The sequence below is a fragment of the Pseudoroseomonas cervicalis genome (assembly GCF_030818485.1).
GTDB lineage: Bacteria > Pseudomonadota > Alphaproteobacteria > Acetobacterales > Acetobacteraceae > Pseudoroseomonas > Pseudoroseomonas cervicalis_A.
Genome location: NZ_JAUTAJ010000005.1, coordinates 120,082 through 138,477, shown reverse-complemented (window position 1 = coordinate 138,477; position 18,396 = coordinate 120,082). Strand labels below are relative to the sequence as shown.

The following is an 18,396-nucleotide window of genomic DNA, read 5'->3' as shown; positions in this document are numbered from 1 at the left end:
AACATCTTCTCTTCAAACAACAGAGGAAACGCCCCGCATGACCCGAAGCTTCGAAGGCCGCACTGCCCTGGTCAGTGGCGCCAGCCGCGGCATTGGCCTGGCCATCGCGAAGCGGCTGGCGGCGGACGGCGCGCGGGTCATGCTGGTGGCCCGCTCCGCCGATCTGCTGCAGGCCGAGGCGGCCGCCTTGCCGGGCGCCGTGCCCTTCGCCGCCGATCTGTCGCGCCCCGAGGCGGCGGGGGAGGCGGTGCAGGCCGCCATCGCCGCCTTCGGCCGGCTGGATGTGCTGGTGCACAGCGCCGGCGCCACCCAGCGGGGCGATTTCCTGCAGCTCAGCGACGAGGCCTGGGAATCGGGCTACGCACTGAAGCTGTTCGGCGGCATGCGGCTGTGCCGCGCCGCCTGGCCGCATCTGGTGCAATCCTCCGGCTCGGCGGTGCTGATCGCCGGCATTGGCGGGCGGCTGGCCAGCGCCGATTTCACCATTGGCGGCTCGGTCAATGCGGCGCTGATCAATCTGACCAAGGCGCTGGCCGATCGCGGCGTGACGGACGGCGTGCGGGTGAACGCCATCAACCCGGGCAGCATCCGCACCGAGCGCCTCACGGGACGCATCGCCACCATGGCGCGGGAGCGCGGGCTGGAGATGGAGCCGGCGGCGGCGGCGCTGGCCGCGGAATCCGGCATTGCCCGCTTCGGCCTGCCGGAGGAAATCGCGGCGGCGGTGGCCTTTCTGGCGGGCCCGGAGGCGAGCTACGTCCAGGGCGCGATCCTGGATGTGGATGGCGGCTGGCTGCGCGCGGTGTAGAAGCGGGCGGATGCACGCCCTCCTTCGCCCCTGTCCCGGCCAGGCCCTGCCATGAGCGGCGGGGCGCGGCTGGCGCGGATGCAGGATGTGGCGCGGGCCGCGGGCGTCTCGACCATGACGGTGTCGCGCGCGCTGAACGACCCGGCCAAGGTCTCGGCCGAGGTGCTGGCGCGGGTGCAGGCGGCGGTGCAGGCGGTGGGCTATCTGCCGAACCGCCTGGCGGGCAGCCTGTCCTCCCGCCGCACCAGCCTGGTCGGGCTGGTGGTGCCGGGCATCGAGAACTCGCTCTACTCCACCACCATCCAGGCGGTGTCGGCGGTGCTGCGGCAGAGCGGCCACCAGCTGATGATCGCCGACAGCGGCAGCGATGCGCGCGAGGAGGAGGCGCTGATCGGCGCCTTCCTGGCGCAGCAGGCGGCCGGGCTGATCCTGCACAGCGCGACGCATACCGAGACAGCGCGGGCGATGATCCAGCGCGCCGGCGTGCCGGTGGTGGAGATCGGCAATCTGCCGGAAGCGCCGCTCGACATGGTGGTGAGCTATTCCAACCATGACGCGGCGCGGGCGATGACGCTGCATCTGGCGCGGCTGGGCTATCGGCGCATCGCGCTGGTGACGCTGCCCTCGGCCGAGAATGACCGCAGCCGCGACCGCCAGCGCGGCTATCGCGCGGCGCTGGCCGAGGCCGGGCTGCCCGCCGATCCGCGCCTGGTGCTGGAACGGCCGCCCGGGCTGGAATCGGGGGCGGAGGCCGTGGCGCGGCTGGTGGAGGCGGATGCGCCGGCGGATGCCATCTTCTTCGCCGGCGATGTGCTGGCGGTGGGGGCACTGCTGGAATGCCAGCGGCGCGGCTGGAAGGTGCCGCAGCGCGTCGCGCTGGCGGCCTTCGACGATTTGGAGCTGCTCGGCCATCTGCAGCCGGGCATCACCACGCTGCGGCTGCCGCGCGCGCAGATCGGCCGCTGCGGGGCGGAGATGCTGCTGGACCGCATCCAGGGCCGCTCGACCGAGCGGCGGATCGTCGATCTGCGCTTCGAGATCATCCAGCGCGGCAGCAGCTGAGGCGCGTCCCTTAGTCTGACGGTATCGATAACATATTTCGCTTGTCGACCGGCCGCCGGCTGCCTAGACCCGAGGCAAGGCAGCGGAGGGGAATCGTCATGTCGGGCCAGGTGCTGGGCTTTGTCGGGCTGGGGCAGATGGGCAGCCGCATGGCGGCGCGGCTGATCAAGGCCGGGCATTGGCTGGTGGTCTGCGACACTTCGGAAGCGGCGCTGGCGCCGCTGCTGGCCCGCGGCGCGCAGCGCGCCGCGACGCCGCGCGAGGTGGCGGACCGCGCCGATTGGGTGCTGGGCAGCCTGCCCAACCCGGATGCGGTGCGCGCGGTGGGGCTGGGGCCCGAGGGGCTGCTGCAGGGGCAGCGGGCGCGGCGCTTCATCGACCTCTCCACCACCGGGCCGCGCGTGGCGCGGCTGCTGGCCGAGGCCTTCGCCGGGAAGGGGCGCGTGGTGATCGACGCGCCGGTCAGCGGCGGCATCACCGGGGCGGAGCGCGGCACGCTGGCGATCATGGTCTCCGGCCCGCGCGAGGCTTTCGAGGAGGTGGCGCCGATCCTCGGCCTGCTGGGCAAGGCGTTCTTCTGTGGCGAGCAGCCGGGCCAGGCGCAGGTGATGAAGCTGTGCAACAACCTGCTGGCGGCGGCGGCGCTGGCGGTGTCCTCGGAAGCCATCGTGATGGGCGTCAAGGCCGGGCTGGATCCCAGCCTGATGTGCGAGGTGATCAACGCCAGCAGCGGCCGCAACAGCGCGACGCAGGACAAATTCCCCCGCGCCATCATCCCGCGCAGCTTCGATTTCGGCTTCGCCACCGGGCTGTCGCACAAGGATGTCCGGCTCTGCGTCGACGAGGCCGAGGCGATGGGCGTGCCGATGGTGGTGGGCAGCGCGGTGCGGCAGATGCTGGCGGTGACCAGCGCCAGCTTCGGGCCGGAGAGCGATTTTACCAATATCGCCCGGGTGGTCGAAGGCTGGGCCGGGGTGGAGATCGGCCGCGCCGGCTGAGGCGGGCGCGGCGCCGCCCTGGCCGCCTCTGGCAGGCGGCGCCACGGCCCGTGTGGCAGGGCAGGGCGCAGGCGCGGGCATCGGCCCCCCGGCAGCCCAGGCCCGCCGGGCCCGCGTTTACCGGTAAAAGCCGCCTCCCGCCGCCAGCCTGGCCTTGGCGGGCCGGCCCGCCGGCCGGCGACCGAAGCCAGCCGGGGCGGGCTTGTCGCGGCGCCCCGGCGCCCCGATCTGCCAGTCTCTGGCAGGGAAGGGGATGCGATGCGGCGACGTGCCTGGCTCCGATCGGCCGGCCTGCTGGCGGCATCGCCCTGGCTGCTGCGCCCCGCCGGCGCGGCGGCGCAGGAGGCGGCGGAGGACATGCCGGCGCTGGCCGCCGTGCTGGAGGAGGCGGCGCAGCTGCCGGCGCTGCGCAGCGTCTCGATCTCCGCCCATGGCCGGCTGCTGGCGGCGCGCGGCTATCACGGCCAGTCGCTGGAGGCGGCGGCCAACATCAAATCCGCCTCCAAATCGGTGATGAGCGCGCTGGTCGGCATCGCCATCGGGCGCGGCCTGCTGGAGGGGGTGGAGCAGCCCATCGCCCCGCTGCTGGCCGACCGCCTGCCGCGCCAGCCCGATCCGCGGCTGCGGCGCATCACCATCGGCCATCTGCTGTCGATGCAGGCCGGGCTGCGCTCCACCTCCGGCCCGCGCTACGGCGCCTGGGTGGCCAGAAGCGACTGGGTGCGCGCCGCCCTGGCCGAGCCCTTCGAGGCCGAGCCGGGCGGGCCGATGGTCTATTCCACCGGCTCCACCCATCTGCTCTCGGCCATCCTGGCGCGGCGCAGCGGCCGCCCGACCCTGGCCCTGGCGCGCGACTGGCTGGGCCGGCTGCCCGATTTCGCCATCACCGACTGGATGCGCGACCCGCAGGGCATCCATCTCGGCGGCAATGAGATGGCGATGCGCCCGCGCGCCCTGCTGGCCTTCGGCGAGCTGCACCGCACCGGCGGCCTGGCGCCGGACGGGGCGCGGCTGCTGCCGGAGGGCTGGGTGGAGCAGGCCTGGACGCCGCGCACCGCCTCCCGCTTCACCGGGGATGGCTATGGCTATGGCTGGTTCCTGCGCCGCATCGGCGGCGAGGCGGTGCGCTATGGCTGGGGCTTTGGCGGGCAGATGATCTATGTCGTGCCGGGGCGTGGCCTGAGCGTGGCGATGACCTCGGCCGCCGATGCCTCCGCCGCGCGCAGCGGCCATCGCGACGCGCTGCACGCGCTGCTGGAGCGGCTGATGCTGGCCGCCGCCGCGGATGGGGTGCCGCGCGGCTGAAGGGCCGGCCGGCGCCGTTCAGTGCAGGAAGGTCAGCGTCAGCCCGGCGCCGCCGCCCTGCCGGGCGCTGCGCACCGTGTCGGCCAGGCGGCGGATCAGCGCGGCGGAGACACGGCGCATCGCCTCGTCCAGCTCGGCCTCCTCGCGCAGCAGCAGATCGGCCTCGGGTGCTGCCACCTCCAGCCGCAGCGGCAGCCCCTCATGCTGCAGTCCGACGGTCAGGCTGAACTCGTCGAAGCTGGCGGAGAGGCGGATCGGGCCCGCGATGCCGGCCTCGCGCAGCGCCTCCAGCGCCTCGCCCGTGGCGTGGCCGGCGCGCGCCACCGTGTCGGCGCGCAGGCCCCATTCGCGGCCGCATTGCTCCAGCAGCTCGGCCGCCGCCGCGCCCTCCCGCGCCGGGTCGAGCCAGGTCTGCCGCACCCGCCTCAGCCCGATGCGGAACAGCGCGTTCAGCAGGATGGCGGTCAGCGCGCCGACGATCAGGCCGGAGCGGGCGATGCCCTGCAGCCAGTCCGGCACGCCGCGGCCGAGCTCGGGCAGCAGCATCACCGCCGTGCCCATGACGATGGCCAGCCCCACGGTGAAGCTGCGCCGGCTGGTCATCAGCCGCGACATGATCATCTCGATGCCGGTGCTGATCATGTAGGCGGCGGCATAGACCAGGATGCCGCCGACCACCGGGGTCGGGATCATCACCAGGAGCGCCGCCAGCGGCGGGAACAGGCTGGCCAGCATCAGCGCCAGCCCGGCGGCGACGCCGACCCGCCAGGCGGCGACGCCGGAGGCATGCACCAGCCCGATATGCGCCGTCGAGGTGCCGCCGGAGACGGTGCCGGTCGCCCCGAACAGCAGGGTGGCCAGGCCGAGGCCGGAGATCGAGCGCCGCGCCAGCCGCAGATCGGCGCGGCGCCAGCCGGCATCGGTCAGCCGGTCCATCGACAGCGTGCCGCCCATCTGGTCCATCACCATGATGAACTGGGAGATGGCCATCACCAGGATCGGCACGGGGAGGAATTCCGGCCGCGGCAGGGCAAGCCCCAGCAGCGGCAGCGCCACCAGCGCGGTCTGCGGCGGGCTGGCGCCACCGCCGGCCCCGCTCGCCCAGGCGATGGCGGTGCCGGCCAGGATGCCGCCCAGCATGGCGACGCGCCGCCAGGCCGGGCTGCCCCAGATGGCCAGCGCCACCATGGCGGCCAGGGTGGCGCTGGCCGCGGCCATCTCCGGCAGGGCCGGGGCGTGGCTGGGCCCGGCCATGCCGACGCTGCGCGAGACGCCGCCGGCCACCAGGCTCAGCCCCATCATCACCAGCACCACGCCGATCACCTCGGGCGGGAAGACCGGGCGCAGCCGCGGCACCAGCCGGGCGAAGGCCAGCGTCAGCAGCCCGGCCACCAGCGTGGCCCCCATCACCGCGCCCAGCCCGTATTGCGCCGCCAGCGCCACCTGGATCGACAGCCGCCCGGCGCCGGGGATGGTGACCAGCGGCATGCCGGCGCCGAAGCGCCAGGGCAGCGCCTGCAGCAGTGTGGCGCAGCCCATGACGAAGATGGTGGCGCTGACATAGGCGGTGATCTGCGCCGGCGCATAGCCCATCGCCGCCCCGGCGATGGCGGCGTAGAGGGCGAAGACCATGGCCAGCGCCGCATGCTGCAGCCCCATGCCGAGCAGCACGCCGGCGGGCGGCCGGTCGGCCAGGCCATAGGCCATGTCCTCCGGCGTGCGGCGCGGCGGCAGGGGTGGCGCCAGCAGCGCCAGCCAGGGGCCGGGTTTCAACGCGCCACGCCCTTCCGGTCGGGGCGGGTCCGGGCCAGGCGGGCCGGCGTCGGAGGGGGGCAAGGCGGGCGCATCGCGGATTCCTGGCGGCGGGGCGTCGGGCGGGCACGGGGGTCGCGGCCGCGGCGCGCCCGCGACGGCGGCCGGCCTGGGTCACAGCTTCTGACCAAACCACCGGCGCTGTCGACCCCCGGCGCGGTCGGCCCTGGCGCCGGCCGCGCCCGCAAACGGCCCTGGTCATGCCGCCTTTTGCCGCGCCCGGGTGTTTAGCCCAGCGCCCCCCGGCAGCCGGCCGGGCGTGGAGGGACCCCGCATGATCACGCCACAACCCCTCATCCCCTGCACGCCGCTGCGCTGGACCGCCGAGGAGCCGTCCCGCCCGGCGCGCCCGCGCGCCGATCTGCTGCCGGAGGAAATGCCGGTGGCCATGACCTATGGCCGCGCCAGCCACGCCGTGATGATGGCCACGCCGCGCGACCTGGCCGATTTCGCCCTGGGCTTCAGCCTGACCGAGGGGCTGGTCACCGATCCGGCCCAGCTGACCGAGCTGGAGGTGCTGGAGCGCCCGTCCGGCATCGAGCTGCGCATGGAGCTGGCGCCGGAGCGCGAGACGGCGCTGCGCCGCCGCCGCCGCCACATGGCCGGGCCGGTGGGCTGCGGGCTGTGCGGGCTGGAAAGCCTGGCCGAGGCGGCGCGCCCGCTGCCGGCGCTGCCGCCCGGCGGCGCCTCGGTCGACGCGGCGGCGATCCCGGCGGCGCTGGCGGCGCTCTCGGCCGGCCAGGCGCTGCACCATGCCAGCCACGCGCTGCACGCCGCCGGCTTCTGGGTGCCGGGCGAGGGGCCGGGCACCGGGCTGGTGGCGCTGCGCGAGGATGTCGGCCGCCACAACGCGCTGGACAAGCTGGTGGGCGCGCTGGTCGGGCGCGGCATCGATGCGCGGCGCGGCGCCGTGCTGCTGACCAGCCGTGTCTCGGTCGAGATGGTGCAGAAGGCGGCGATCCTGGGCGCGCCGGTGCTGATCGCCGTCTCCGCCCCCACCGCCCTGGCGCTGCGCAGCGCCGAGGCCTGCGGCATGACGCTGATCGCCCGCGCCCGTGGCGGCGGCTTCGACGTGTTCTGCCATGGCGGGCGCGTGGCCTATGCGGCGCATGGCTGAGCCGCGCTGCCCTGGCGCGCCGTGCCGCTTGATGCGATGAGCGAAGGGTGGTCGCGGGCGGGGCAGGGCGGATGGCGGAACGGGCGGTGGATGTGCTGGTGCTGGGCTCCGGCGCGGCGGGGCTGGTGGCGGCGCTGACCGCGGCGCGGCAGGGGCTCTCGGTCGCGGTGCTGGAGAAGACCGACCGGCTCGGCGGCACCTCGGCCATGTCGGGTGCCGGCACCTGGATCCCGGCCAACCACCACGCCGCCGCGGCCGGCATCGCGGACAGCGCGGAGGCGGCGCTGGAATATCTGCACGCCGCCGCCCCCGCGGGCTGGGCCGAGCAGGAGGCGCCGCTCTGGCAGGCCTTCGTCGAGGCGGCGCCGCGGATGCTGCGCTTCGTCGAGGAGAACACGCCGCTGCGCTTCGCCCTGACGCCGGAGCCTGACCCGCTGCGCACCCTGCCGGGGGCGCTGCCGCGCGGGCGCATGCTCTCGCCCCTGCCGCTCAGCCGCTGGCGCGCCGGGCGCCACGCGCTGCGCATCCGCCGTTCCACCATCCCGGAGATCTTCACCTACCACGAGGCGGTGACGACCGATCTCTACCACCGTCCCTACCGCACCGCCTTCGAACTCTGGCCGCGCCTGCTCTGGCGGCTGCTGACCAACAGCCGTGGCAAGGGCACGGCGCTGGTCACCGGCCTGCTGCGCGGCTGTCTCGATGCGGGTGTGCGGGTGGTGCTGCAGGCCGAGGCGCTGGCGCTGACCCAGGATGCGATGGGCGCGGTGACCGGCGCCCGCATCCGCCGGCAAGGCCGGGAGGAGAGCTGGACCGCCCGCGCCGGCGTGGTGCTGGCCACCGGCGGCTTCGAATGGGACCCGGCGCAACTGCAAAGGCATTTTCCGGGGCCGGTGGATTATCGCGGCAGCCCGCCCGCCAACACCGGCGATGGGCAGCGCATGGCGGCCGCCGCTGGCGCGGCGCTGGCGCGCATGGACCAGGCGACCTTCACCCCCTCCGTCCCCACCCGCTATGAGGGGCATCTGCTGGCCCAGCCCGTGCCCTTCCACACCGAGCCCTATGCGATGCTGGTCGACCGCAGCGGCCGCCGCTTCGTCAATGAACTCACCTTCAACATCGGCGAGGTGCTGGACCGCCGCGACGCCGCCGGCCAGCCGCTGCATCTGCCGGCCTGGGTGATCACCGATTCCCGCATGCTGGAAGTGCCGCCGGTGCGCTGGGCCGCCGCCGCCGACCCCGCCTGGCTGCGCCGCGCCGACCGGCTGGAGGATCTGGCGCGGCAGACCGGCCTGCCGCACGACGCCCTGGCCGACAGCGTCGCGCGCTTCAACGCCGCCGCCCTGGCCGGTGAGGACGCCGAGTTCGGCCGCCCGGCGCGGGCCGACGCCGCCTCGGCCGGGGACAAGAGGCGGCGGGCCGGCATCAAGCCGATCGACCGGCCGCCCTACCTGGCCATGCCCTTCAGCCGCGCCATCCTGGGCACCAAGGGCGGCGCGCGCACCAATGCGCGGGCCGAGGTGCTGCGCCCGGATGGCAGCATCATCCCCGGCCTCTACGCGGCCGGGCTGGCCATGGCCAACCCGATCGGCACGCGCAATGTCGGCACCGGCACGACGATCGGGCCGAACATGGCCTGGGGCTACATCGCCGGGCGCAGCCTGGCGCAGCGCAACGCCGCGCCGGGGGCGGCGCGCGGCCCGCAGGCCGGCTAGGCCACCCGGCCGGGGCCGTGCAGCCGCCACAGCCCGTAGAGCAGCAGCAGGCCGCCGCCGGCGGTGAGCCAGGGCGAGCGGCTCACCTCCCACAGCCCATAGGCGATCAGCGCGGCCCCGGGCAGATGCAGCAGCAGCGGCCGCAGCGGGCGGCGGCCGGCGGCGGCCCGGGCCGGCGCGGGGCCGCCTTCCGGCGCTTCGGCATCGCCGCCCAGGCGCCGCGGATCCTCCGGCCATTCGATCCAGCGCGGATCCGGCCCGTGCCCGGCGAAGAGGGCGATGCCGGCGCGCGCCTCCGCCAGCATCGCTGCCGGCTCCTCATGCAGGGCGAAGATCTGCGCCAGCGCCAAGCCCAGCCAGCGCGCCCGGTCGCGCGCGGCCCGGGCGGAGAGCGCCTGCCGCCAGTGATCGAAGGCCTCGGCCCAGGGCTCGCCGCGCGCCCGGGCGCCCTCGGCCGCCGCCCGCAGCCGGGCTTCCGCCGCCGGCCAGGGCAGCCAGAGCGTGGCGGCGTCGTAATCCTCCTCCGCCGGCGCCTCGACCGTCAGGCGCTGCCAGCGCGCCTCCCAGCCTTCGAGTGCGGCCTCGTCCAGCGCGGCATACCAGAAGGGCGGCGTCGCATAGGCGCCGCTATAGGCGAGGCGCGCCTGGCCGGCCGCGTCGGGTTCCGCATCGGGGTGCGGCGCGGGCGACAGCAGCAGGGCGGCGCGGTTGGCCATGATCGGTCCTGGGAGCGGGGCGGGGCGGCGCAGCCTCGGGCAGGGCGGCGGCGCGGGCAAATCACAGCCGCTCGGGGCGCGGCACATGGCGCGCGGATGGACGGCGCATGAAGAAATGTCACGGAACCATGCATGAAGCCCGCCCGGGCCGCGTCTAAGGCGCTGGCCTGGATTGCGAACCGGGAATCCTTCATGTCCGACCTGCAGACCTCTCCGCTCTGGAGCCACGACACTGCGAGCGGGGGTGCCGCTGGCAGCGCCGAGGTGATCGCCTTCGACGCGGCCCGCCAGCTGGTGCTGGTGCTGGGGCCCGAAGGCGTCGACGCGCTGCGCATGGCGGATGGCAGCCTGGCCTTCTCGCTGCCCGCCGCGGCGCTGGGCGAGCTCGGCACCGGCAACAGCGTGGCGGTGCAGGGCGATGTGCTGGCCGTGGCCTTCGACGGGCCGGAGCCCGGCAGCGACGGGCTGGTCGCCCTCTACAGCCTGGCCGCGGATGGCAGCGGCGCCAGCCTGGTCCGCACCGTCAGCGTCGGCGCCGTGCCGGACATGGTGACCTTCACCCCCGATGGCAGCCGCCTGCTGGTGGCGATCGAGGGCGAGCCCGCCGATGACTACGCCATCGACCCGCCGGGCGGCGTCGCGGTGATCGATGTGGCGACCGGCGAAAGCCGTTTCCTGGGCTTCGAGGGTTTCGACACCGCGGCGCTGCGCGCCGCCGGGGTGCGCATCACCGGCCCGGCCGGCACGCTGGCCGCCACCGACCTGGAGCCGGAATACATCGCCCTCTCCGAGGATGGCCGCACCGCCTATGTGACGCTGCAGGAGAACAACGCCATCGCCGTGCTCGACCTGGAGAGCCTGGAATACACCGGCGTGTTCGGCCTCGGCAGCAAGGACCATTCGGCGACGGGGCAGGGGCTCGACCCCTCCGACCGCGATGGCGGCGGCGCCATCGTCAACGCGCCGGTGCAGGGGCTCTACATGCCCGACGGCATCGCCAGCTTCATCCATGAGGGCCGCACCTATCTGGTCACCGCCAATGAGGGCGATGCCCGCGAATGGGGCGACTACACCGATGTGGCGCGGCTGAAGGACCTCACTTTGGACGAGGCGGGCTTCGGCGGGGCGGAGGCGGTCGCGGCGCTGCAGGCGGATGCCGCGCTCGGCCGGCTCGACGTGCTGACCACCGAGGGCGACACGGATGGCGATGGCGATATCGACGTCATCACCAGCCTCGGCGGCCGCTCCTTCTCGATCTGGGAAGTGGGCGAGGACGGGCTGACCCAGGTCTATGATTCCGGCGACATGCTGGAGCGCGTGCTGATCGCGCAATTCCCCGAGCTGTTCGACGATGGCCGCTCCGACAACAAGGGGCCGGAGCCGGAGAGCGTGACGCTGGTCGAGCTGGGCGGCGTGCTGCACGCCTTCGTGGCGCTGGAGCGCTCCGATTCCGTCATGGCCTTCCGCATCGACTCGCCCACCGAGGTGACCTATGCCGGGCTGATCGCCACCGGCGACGCGCCCGAGGTCATCCGCGTGGTCGAGACCGCGCAGGGCGGCGGCGTGCTGCTCTCGCCGAATGAGGGCGACGGCACGGTGGACGCCATCGCCATCGCGCGGCCCGCGCCGGCGGATGGCAGCTTCACCCTGCAGATCCTGCACGCCTCGGATTTCGAGGCCGGGCTCGCCGCGGTGGACCGCGCCAGCCGCTTCGCCGCCATCATCGACAAGCTCGAGGACAGCGTCGCCAACAGCATCACCCTGTCCTCCGGCGACAATTTCCTGCCCGGCCCCTTCATCGCCGCCGGCACCGATGCCGGGGTGCGCAGCGCGCTGCAGCAGCTCTATGCGACGCTGCTCGGCGTGCCGGTGGAGGAGCTGGCGGGGCTGGCCGCCAATCCGGCGGCGGCGGATATCGCCATCATGAACGCGCTTGGCGTGCAGGCCAGCGTCTTCGGCAACCATGAATGGGATCTGGGCTCCAACGCCCTGGCCAGCGCCATCGATGTCATCAAGGGCAGCGGCAGCACGGCCAGCGCCGTCTCCTCGATCGGCGCGCTGTTCCCCTATCTCTCGGCCAATCTGGATTTCAGCGCCGACCCGGCGATGCGCGCCCTGTTCACCGAGGCGCTGCGCGACGCCGCCAGCTACGCCACCACGGCGGAGGAGCTGCGCGACCCGGCCGCGCTGAACGCCGAGGCTGCGGATGCGCAGATCGCGCCCTGGACGACGATCCAGGAGAATGGACAGACCATCGGCGTGCTCGGCGTCACCACCCAGCTGCTGGCCAGCATCTCCTCGCCCTCGGGCACGGTGGTGAAGGACCCGGCCGGCGATGGCGGCGCCAACAACACGCAGGAGCTGGCCGGCATCCTGCAGGGCTATGTCGACCAGATGCTGGCGCAGGGCATCAACAAGATCATCCTGCTGAGCCATCTGCAGCAATACCAGCTGGAGCTGGAGCTGGCCGGCAGGCTGAGCGGCGTCGACGTCATCGTGGCCGGCGGCAGCCATGCCGTCTTCGCCGATGGCACCGACACGCTGCTGCCCAGCGAGAGCGCGGCGCAGCCCTATCCGGTCTTCGTCGAGGCCGCCGATGGCGGGCTGGTCGCCGTGGTCAACACGGGCAACGAGTATTCCTATGTCGGCCGGCTGGTGGTGACCTTCGACGCCGAGGGCAACATCCTGCGCGACAGCGTCGACCCCGCCCAGTCCGGCGCCTATGCCGCGACCGAGGAGACAGTGGAGTCGCTCTGGGGCGACGCCGACGCCTATGCCGAGGGCACGCGCGGCGGCATGGTCAAGCAGCTGACCGACGCCATTGGCGGCGTCATCGAGCAGAAGGATGGCGAGATCCTCGGCTATACCGAGGTGTTCCTGGAGGGCCGCCGCGGCGAGGTGCGCAGCGAGGAGACCAATCTCGGCAACCTGACCGCCGACGCCAATCTCTGGCTGGCGCGCCAGGTCGACGCCGCGGTCAGCGTCTCGATCAAGAATGGCGGCGGCATCCGCGCCGAGATCGGCACCATCGGCACGGGCGCCGAGGCGGGTGAGCTGCCGCCGGCCGCCAACCCGGAGGCCGGCAAGCCGGAAGGCGCGGTCAGCCAGCTCGACATCGAGAATTCGCTGCGCTTCAACAATGCGCTCTCCATCGTCACCGTCTCGGCCGAGGCGCTGCTGCGCATCGTCGAGCATGCGGTGGCCGGTGTCGCGCCGGGCGCCACGCCGGGCTCCTTCGGCCAGGTGGGCGGCATCGTCTTCTCCTACGACCCCGCCGGCACGGCGCAGCGGCTGAATGCCGATGGCAGCGTGGCGGTGGCCGGCAGCCGCATCCGGAACCTGGCGATCGTCGACGAGGATGGCTTCGTCCTCGACACCCTCCTGCAGGATGGCGTGCTGCAGGGCGATGCGGCGCGCGGCATCCGCATGACCACGCTGAGCTACCTGGCCGATGGCGGCGATGGCTATCCGATCGGCCTCTACGCTACCGACCGCATCGATCTGCAGGGCAGCGCGCTGCTGGGCGAGGGGCGCAGCGGCTTCGCCACCCGCGGCACCGAGCAGGACGCGCTGGCCGAATATCTGCTGGCCGAGCATGGCACGCGCGAGAGCGCCTTCGCCGGGGCCGATACCGGCGCCGGCGGCGACGGCCGCATCCAGAACCTGGCGCTGCGCGAGGATGGGGTGCTGGCGGCGGAGCAGCAGGCGGGCGATGGCGGCGAGACGCTGACCGGCGGCGCCGGGCGCGACATGCTGCGCGGCGGCGCCGGCGATGACCGGCTGCAGGGCCTGGGCGGCGCCGACATCGTCGAGGGCGGCGCCGGCTTCGACACGCTGGTGCTGGGCCAGGGCATCGCCGCCTATGCGGTGGATCATGCGGTCGGCCGCATCACGCTGCGTGCCTCGGGCGAGGTGATCCGCGCCAGCGGCATCGAGCGGATCGAGTTCGCCGATGGCAGCGTCAGGCTCGACCACGGCCATGCGCTGCTGGATGCGCTCTATTACGCGGCGCAGAACCCGGATGTGCTGGCCGCCGGCACCGACCTGCTGGCGCATTACCGGGAGTATGGCTGGAAGGAAGGCCGCGCCCCCAACGCGCTGTTCGACGGCGAGGCCTATCTGGCCATCCATCGCGACGTGGCCGCGGCCGGCCTCAACCCGCTCGACCACTATGTGCAGTTCGGCTGGAAGGAGGGGCGGGATCCTTCCGCCCTGTTCGATGGTGAGACCTATCTGGCGCGCAACGCCGATGTCGCCGCCTATGGCATCGATCCGCTGACGCATTACCTGGGCTTCGGCCGGGCCGAGGGCCGCGGCATCGCCGCCGCGGTCGGCCAGGTGGAGGCGGATGGCTTCGATGCCGGCTACTACCTGCTGGCCAATGCCGATGTGGCGCGGGCCGGGCTGGATGCGCGCGGCCATTGGCAGGAATTCGGCCGCGACGAGCAGCGCGACCCGAATGCCTATTTCGACACCGGCTACTACCTGGCGGCCAATGCCGATGTCGCCGGGGCGGGGCTGGACGCGCTGGCGCATTACAACGCCTTCGGCTGGCGGGAGGGCCGCGCCGCCAGCGCCGGCTTCGACACGGCGGCCTATCTCGCCGCCAATGCCGATGTGGCCGAGGCGGAGGTCAATCCGCTGCTGCACTTCCTGCAATTCGGCCTGCAGGAAGGCCGCATGGCCCATGCCGTGATCGCCTGAGCCGGCGCGGGAGGCGCCCTCGGCGCCTCCCGGCCGTCCCGCGGCGCGCCTTGGTGCGAGGCTGGCGGCGGGTAGCCCCCGGGCTGGAAGCCCATCAGGCACATCAAATAAGTTACATAATATTTGTTATGTGATGAATCGATGTGGTGTGCTTGAGGGGGCATCGGCGCTGATCGCCGGGCCCGCCCCGGCCGCGGCCCGGCCTTCCGGGCCGGCCGCCGCCAGGATGCCGGCTCAGGCCGCCGGGCGCAGGGTGCAGACCAGCCCGTCCGGCTCGAAATCCAGGTCGATCTCCGCCTCGAACTCCACCGCCAGGGCCTGGCGGATCATCCGGGTGCCGAAGCCGATATGGCGCGGCGGCCGCACCGGCGGCCCGCCTTCCTCGCGCCAGACCAGGCGCAGCGGGCTGGCGGGCGTGTCCTGGCCGGACCAGCTGATCAGCACCCGCCCGCCCGGCCGCGACAGCGCGCCATATTTGGTGGCGTTGGTCGCCAGCTCATGCACCGCCATGGACAGGGTCAGCGCCTTGCGCGGCGGCAGGCTGACGGGCGGGCCCTCCAGCCGCACCGCGCCCTCCCCGGCGCGGAAGGGGCGCAGCGCGTGCTCCACCACATGGCGCAGCGGCGCGTCGATGCCGCCCTCCTGCATCAGCAGCGCCTGCGCATCGCCCATGGCATCCAGCCGCGCCAGGAAGGCCTCGCGCGCCGCCGCCATGTCGCCGCCGGTCAGCGACTGGTTGGCGATGGCGCGCACCACCGTCAGCATGTTGCGCACGCGGTGGTTCAGCTCGTCCAGCAGCAGCTGGCGGTGACGCTCGTAGAGGCGGCGCTCGGAGATGTCGCGCACGATCAGCACGCCGCCGATCACCTTGCCCTCGCGCAGCACGGCGGCGTTGGAGCAGGAAACGTCGATGGGACGGCCATCGCGGTGGAAGAACACGTCCTCATGCGAACGCAGGCTCTCGCCGGTGCTGAAGACACGGCCGAGCGGGCAGTCGCTCATCGGGAAGGGCCGCCCATCCGGATGGTGATGGTGCAGCATGTCGTGCAGCTTGCGGTCGCTCAGCTCCTCGGCGGACCAGCCGAACATCGCCTCGGCGGCGGGGTTGGCGAAGACGGTGCGCCCCTCACTGTCGAGCAGGAAGATGGCCTCGATGGCATGCCGGGTGATCAGCCCGGCGATGCCGTCCTCCCGGAGATGCTGCGCAGCCTGGCGAGGCATGGTGACGCTCCCGATGGCAGACGCGTATACTCGTGAAGCACGACCTTATCCTCAGGAAGTCAAACCCACAAGATCCGCCCCCCCGCCCCCTTCGCACCGAAGAAATCCGGCGGGATACTGCCCTGTTCTACCTTGTCGCCGCCCTGCTCACGCGGCTTTGACTGAACTGCGTCCAACGCCACGCCATGCGGTCATTCTGTGCCCTTGACGGCGGGATGGGGAGATTGCCGCACCGGCGCGGCCTTCAGCCATGGCGCCCCTGGCGCGGGGGGGCCTCCGGGGTCGCCGGGAAGGGGGCGGGGTCGAGGAAGCGGCGCAGCACATTGCCGGTCAGCCGGCTGACCGGGTTGCCATAGCCCTGGCAGCTCAGCGCGCAGGCATAGGCGATGGAACCCGTGGCAAACACCGCGCCGCCCGCCGCCGTGGGGAAGAACACCAGATCGGCGCGCAGCCAGGCATTCTGGTCGCCCATCAGCCCGCGATGCAGGGTGCGCACCTCTTCCGGCACCGGCACGCCGCCATAGCCGAGCCGGTCGGCCGTCGCCAGCCGCACCAGGCCGGGCGGCGAGCCCAGCGTCGGCTCCACCCGGTCCACCTCCAGCCCCGCCGCGCCGCCGCCGCGCAGCCCCTGGTCGCCGAGCGGCGCGTCGAGGTCGATCCCCTCGGTCAGCCAGGCCAGCGAGGGGTCGCGCGCCCCCTCCAGCCAGCGATAGGGGGCGGAGGCGGTGAAGACCTGGCCATCCATGCCGATGCCGACCAGGCGCTGCGGCGGCCGCCCATGGCCACGCCACAGGCCGGAGGGTTCGCCGGTGAAGGCCAGGTGGTCCTCGCCCGCCTCGCCCTCCCAGGTGCGCAGCCCGGTCATGCCGCGGCGGATCTCGATCCGGTGCGGCTGTGCCGGGTGGAAGGCGATGCGCCAGTAGAAGCCATTGCCGCCGAGATAGAGATGCCGCCCGCCGCCGGCCTGATAGGCCTCGAACGCATCCAGCATCGGCCGCGAGACATATTCGGGATGCGAGCCGGTGATGACGCAGGCATAGGGCGCCAGCACCCGCAGCCCGTGCCGGTCGATATCCTCGTCGGTGATGAGGTCGTAATCGATGCCCTGCTGCTCGAGCCAGTCGAGGATATGCGTGTCGTTGCCGTAGTTGAAGGTGGCGCCGAGCGGCCGCATGTTCAGGATCGGCCGCGCCGCGCCGCTGCTGCACCAGCCGCTGCCATCATCATGCGTGTCGTAGGTGGACAGGCCCAGCTCGCGATGCGCCTGCAGATAGGCATCGTCGCCGGACAGCGCCAGCAGCCCTTCCAGCATCGCCTCGGTATGCGTCTGGTCGAGGCGCAGCGCGCTGTTGGCATAGGCCAGGAAGGTCGCGGTGCTGGCGACGAAGGCGAGCCGCGCGCGCGGCCGGCCGATGGGCGCGCGCAGGAAGAAGGCGACATGGCTCTCCACCGGCGGCGCGCCCGGCGGGCTGGCGCGCAGCCGCAGCGTGTAGAAGCCGCTGCGCCAATCGGGCGGGATGCGCAGCCGCAGATCCGCCTGCCAGCCGGCCTCCGCCATGTCGTCGCGGTGGAAATGGATGGCGCCGTATTGCCAGGGCGCCTCGGTCCAGGCGCGCACCGAGCCGTCCCAATTGGCGCCGGTCATGGCGCGGGTCGGCCCCTGATGCAGCACGCCATGGCGGTGCCAGGGGGAGCGGTCCTGCACCGCCTCGGTCGCCATGCCCTTGGAGAAATCCCAGGCGCCCAGCAGATCCGGATCGGCGGCGGCCGGTTGCAGCCCGTCGCAGAGGCGGTGCAGCGCCTCGGCCGCCAGTGCCCGGGCGTGCAGGCGCGGCCGGTCGATCTTGCCGTCCAGCAGGCGCCGCGCGCCCCTGCCCTGCCCCGCCGCATGGCCGGCCATGGAGAGCGCGACGCCGGGCAGCGCGGGCAGCGCCGCCGGGCCGGGCGCGTCGTATTCGGCGGTGCGGTCGCGCCCGCCCTGGCGGTCCAGGCTGCGCAGCACCAGGCGCAGGCGGCGCGCGGCGCCGTCCCAGACCCCGCCCAGCAGCACCCATTCGCGCTCCAGCAAGGGCCGCTCACCGGTGACGCGCCAGGTCTCGCCCCCCGCCGCGACGACGAATTCCGGCCGGCCTTCGGCATCGAGGCCGAGCCGCCAGCCCTCGCCCCGCGCGTCGCACCATTGTGCCAGCACGGTCTGCTCCGCCTCCCCCGCATAGGCGAGGCCGGGGGCGGTGGGCCAGAGGAAGGCGGCGGCGGACAGCCCGCGCAGCGCCTCCAGCGCCGGCGCCTCTGCGATCTCCGCCCAGGAGCCGGGATGCAAAGGCTGCTCGCGCAGCGCCACCATACCGTCGATGGCCGAGTGCATGGGATGGAGCTGCAGCCCCGGCCCGTCCGGATCGGGATCGGCGCAGCGCACCCGCAGCAGCGCGGCCTCCGCCCGGGGCAGCGTCGCGCTGGAGAGGTGGAAGCCGATCTCCTCCCCCGGTGAGACGATCATCGGCCACGCATAGCCCAGCACCGAATTCGTATCGAGCAGCAGGTGGCGCTGCGGATCGCTCTCATCGCTCATGTGCCGGCCTCTCCCTCGCCGATCTCGCGCGGCAGGGGCGCGCTGGTCAGCGCCTCCCAGCGGCGTTTGAACACCTCCCATTCCGCCGCCGCCAGCGTGGTGAAGACCTGGTTTGGCAGCACGCGCACCGCCTCGCCCCGCCGGCGCGGCAGCTGCGCCAGCATCCAGCGGCGGTTGGGCTCCACCACCAGCAGCGCCCAGCGCGCCGGCCCATCGGCATCGCCCCACCAGCGCATGCGGTGCAGCAGCTTCTGCAGCGCCTCGCCATGCGGGCCACGCGGGCGGCGGCGGAATTCCAGCGCCAGGTCGAGCCGCGTGGCATCGACCGGCCAATGCGCCGCGGCGGGGTCGTTCACCAGCATGGCGCGC

At 73.5% G+C, this 18,396-nt stretch carries 12 protein-coding genes; 7 read left to right on the top strand and 5 right to left on the bottom strand.

What is annotated here, in order from left to right:
* The first annotated feature begins 37 nt into the window (after nt 1–37).
* From QE401_RS22225 to QE401_RS22210, 4 genes are all read left to right on the top strand, one after another.
* Nucleotides 38–808, top strand: a complete 771-nt coding sequence (locus tag QE401_RS22225; RefSeq protein ID WP_307140389.1) for an SDR family oxidoreductase — start codon at nt 38–40, stop codon at nt 806–808.
* A gap of 51 nt (nt 809–859) precedes the next feature.
* Entirely contained in the window at nt 860–1,870 is a 1,011-nt protein-coding gene (locus tag QE401_RS22220; protein ID WP_307140388.1) for a LacI family DNA-binding transcriptional regulator, read from the top strand.
* Between the two features lie 98 nt (nt 1,871–1,968).
* Entirely contained in the window at nt 1,969–2,868 is a 900-nt protein-coding gene (locus QE401_RS22215; RefSeq protein WP_307140387.1) for an NAD(P)-dependent oxidoreductase, read from the top strand.
* A 258-nt stretch (nt 2,869–3,126) separates the two neighbouring features.
* Nucleotides 3,127–4,173 (top strand): serine hydrolase domain-containing protein, encoded by a 1,047-nt coding sequence (locus QE401_RS22210; RefSeq protein WP_307140386.1) that lies wholly within the window; start codon nt 3,127–3,129, stop codon nt 4,171–4,173.
* Nucleotides 4,174–4,191: 18 nt separating this feature from the next.
* On the opposite strand, the gene QE401_RS22205 is transcribed toward QE401_RS22210, so the two are convergent.
* On the bottom strand, nt 4,192–5,946 hold the full coding sequence (locus QE401_RS22205) for a solute carrier family 23 protein (RefSeq protein ID WP_307140385.1): 1,755 nt from the start codon (nt 5,944–5,946) through the stop codon (nt 4,192–4,194).
* Between the two features lie 313 nt (nt 5,947–6,259).
* On the opposite strand from QE401_RS22205, the gene fdhD reads away from it, so the two are divergent.
* Nucleotides 6,260–7,102, top strand: a complete 843-nt coding sequence (fdhD, locus tag QE401_RS22200; protein WP_307140384.1) for a formate dehydrogenase accessory sulfurtransferase FdhD — start codon at nt 6,260–6,262, stop codon at nt 7,100–7,102.
* 71 nt (nt 7,103–7,173) lie between these two features.
* Complete coding sequence (locus QE401_RS22195; protein ID WP_307140383.1) at nt 7,174–8,817, top strand: FAD-dependent oxidoreductase; 1,644 nt, start codon at nt 7,174–7,176, stop codon at nt 8,815–8,817.
* On the opposite strand, the gene QE401_RS22190 is transcribed toward QE401_RS22195, so the two are convergent.
* A complete protein-coding gene (locus QE401_RS22190) occupies nt 8,814–9,533 on the bottom strand; it encodes a hypothetical protein (RefSeq protein ID WP_307140382.1) in 720 nt (239 codons plus the stop codon). The two genes, QE401_RS22195 and QE401_RS22190, sit on opposite strands and share 4 nt — an antisense overlap.
* Nucleotides 9,534–9,725: 192 nt before the next feature.
* Here QE401_RS22190 and QE401_RS22185 point away from each other — a divergent pair, with 192 nt between their 5' ends.
* Nucleotides 9,726–14,237, top strand: a complete 4,512-nt coding sequence (locus QE401_RS22185) for a choice-of-anchor I family protein (protein ID WP_307140381.1) — start codon at nt 9,726–9,728, stop codon at nt 14,235–14,237.
* A 234-nt stretch (nt 14,238–14,471) separates the two neighbouring features.
* Here the strand turns inward: QE401_RS22185 and QE401_RS22180 are convergent, their stop codons facing one another.
* The 3 genes from QE401_RS22180 to QE401_RS22170 form a co-directional block, all read right to left on the bottom strand.
* A complete protein-coding gene (locus tag QE401_RS22180; protein WP_307140380.1) occupies nt 14,472–15,458 on the bottom strand; it encodes a sensor histidine kinase in 987 nt (328 codons plus the stop codon).
* 244 nt (nt 15,459–15,702) lie between these two features.
* A complete protein-coding gene (locus QE401_RS22175) occupies nt 15,703–18,027 on the bottom strand; it encodes a N,N-dimethylformamidase beta subunit family domain-containing protein (protein WP_307140379.1) in 2,325 nt (774 codons plus the stop codon).
* A complete protein-coding gene (locus tag QE401_RS22170; RefSeq protein WP_307140378.1) occupies nt 18,024–18,389 on the bottom strand; it encodes a N,N-dimethylformamidase alpha subunit family protein in 366 nt (121 codons plus the stop codon). The genes QE401_RS22175 and QE401_RS22170 overlap by 4 nt, the downstream gene beginning before the upstream one ends.
* Nucleotides 18,390–18,396 lie beyond the last annotated feature (7 nt).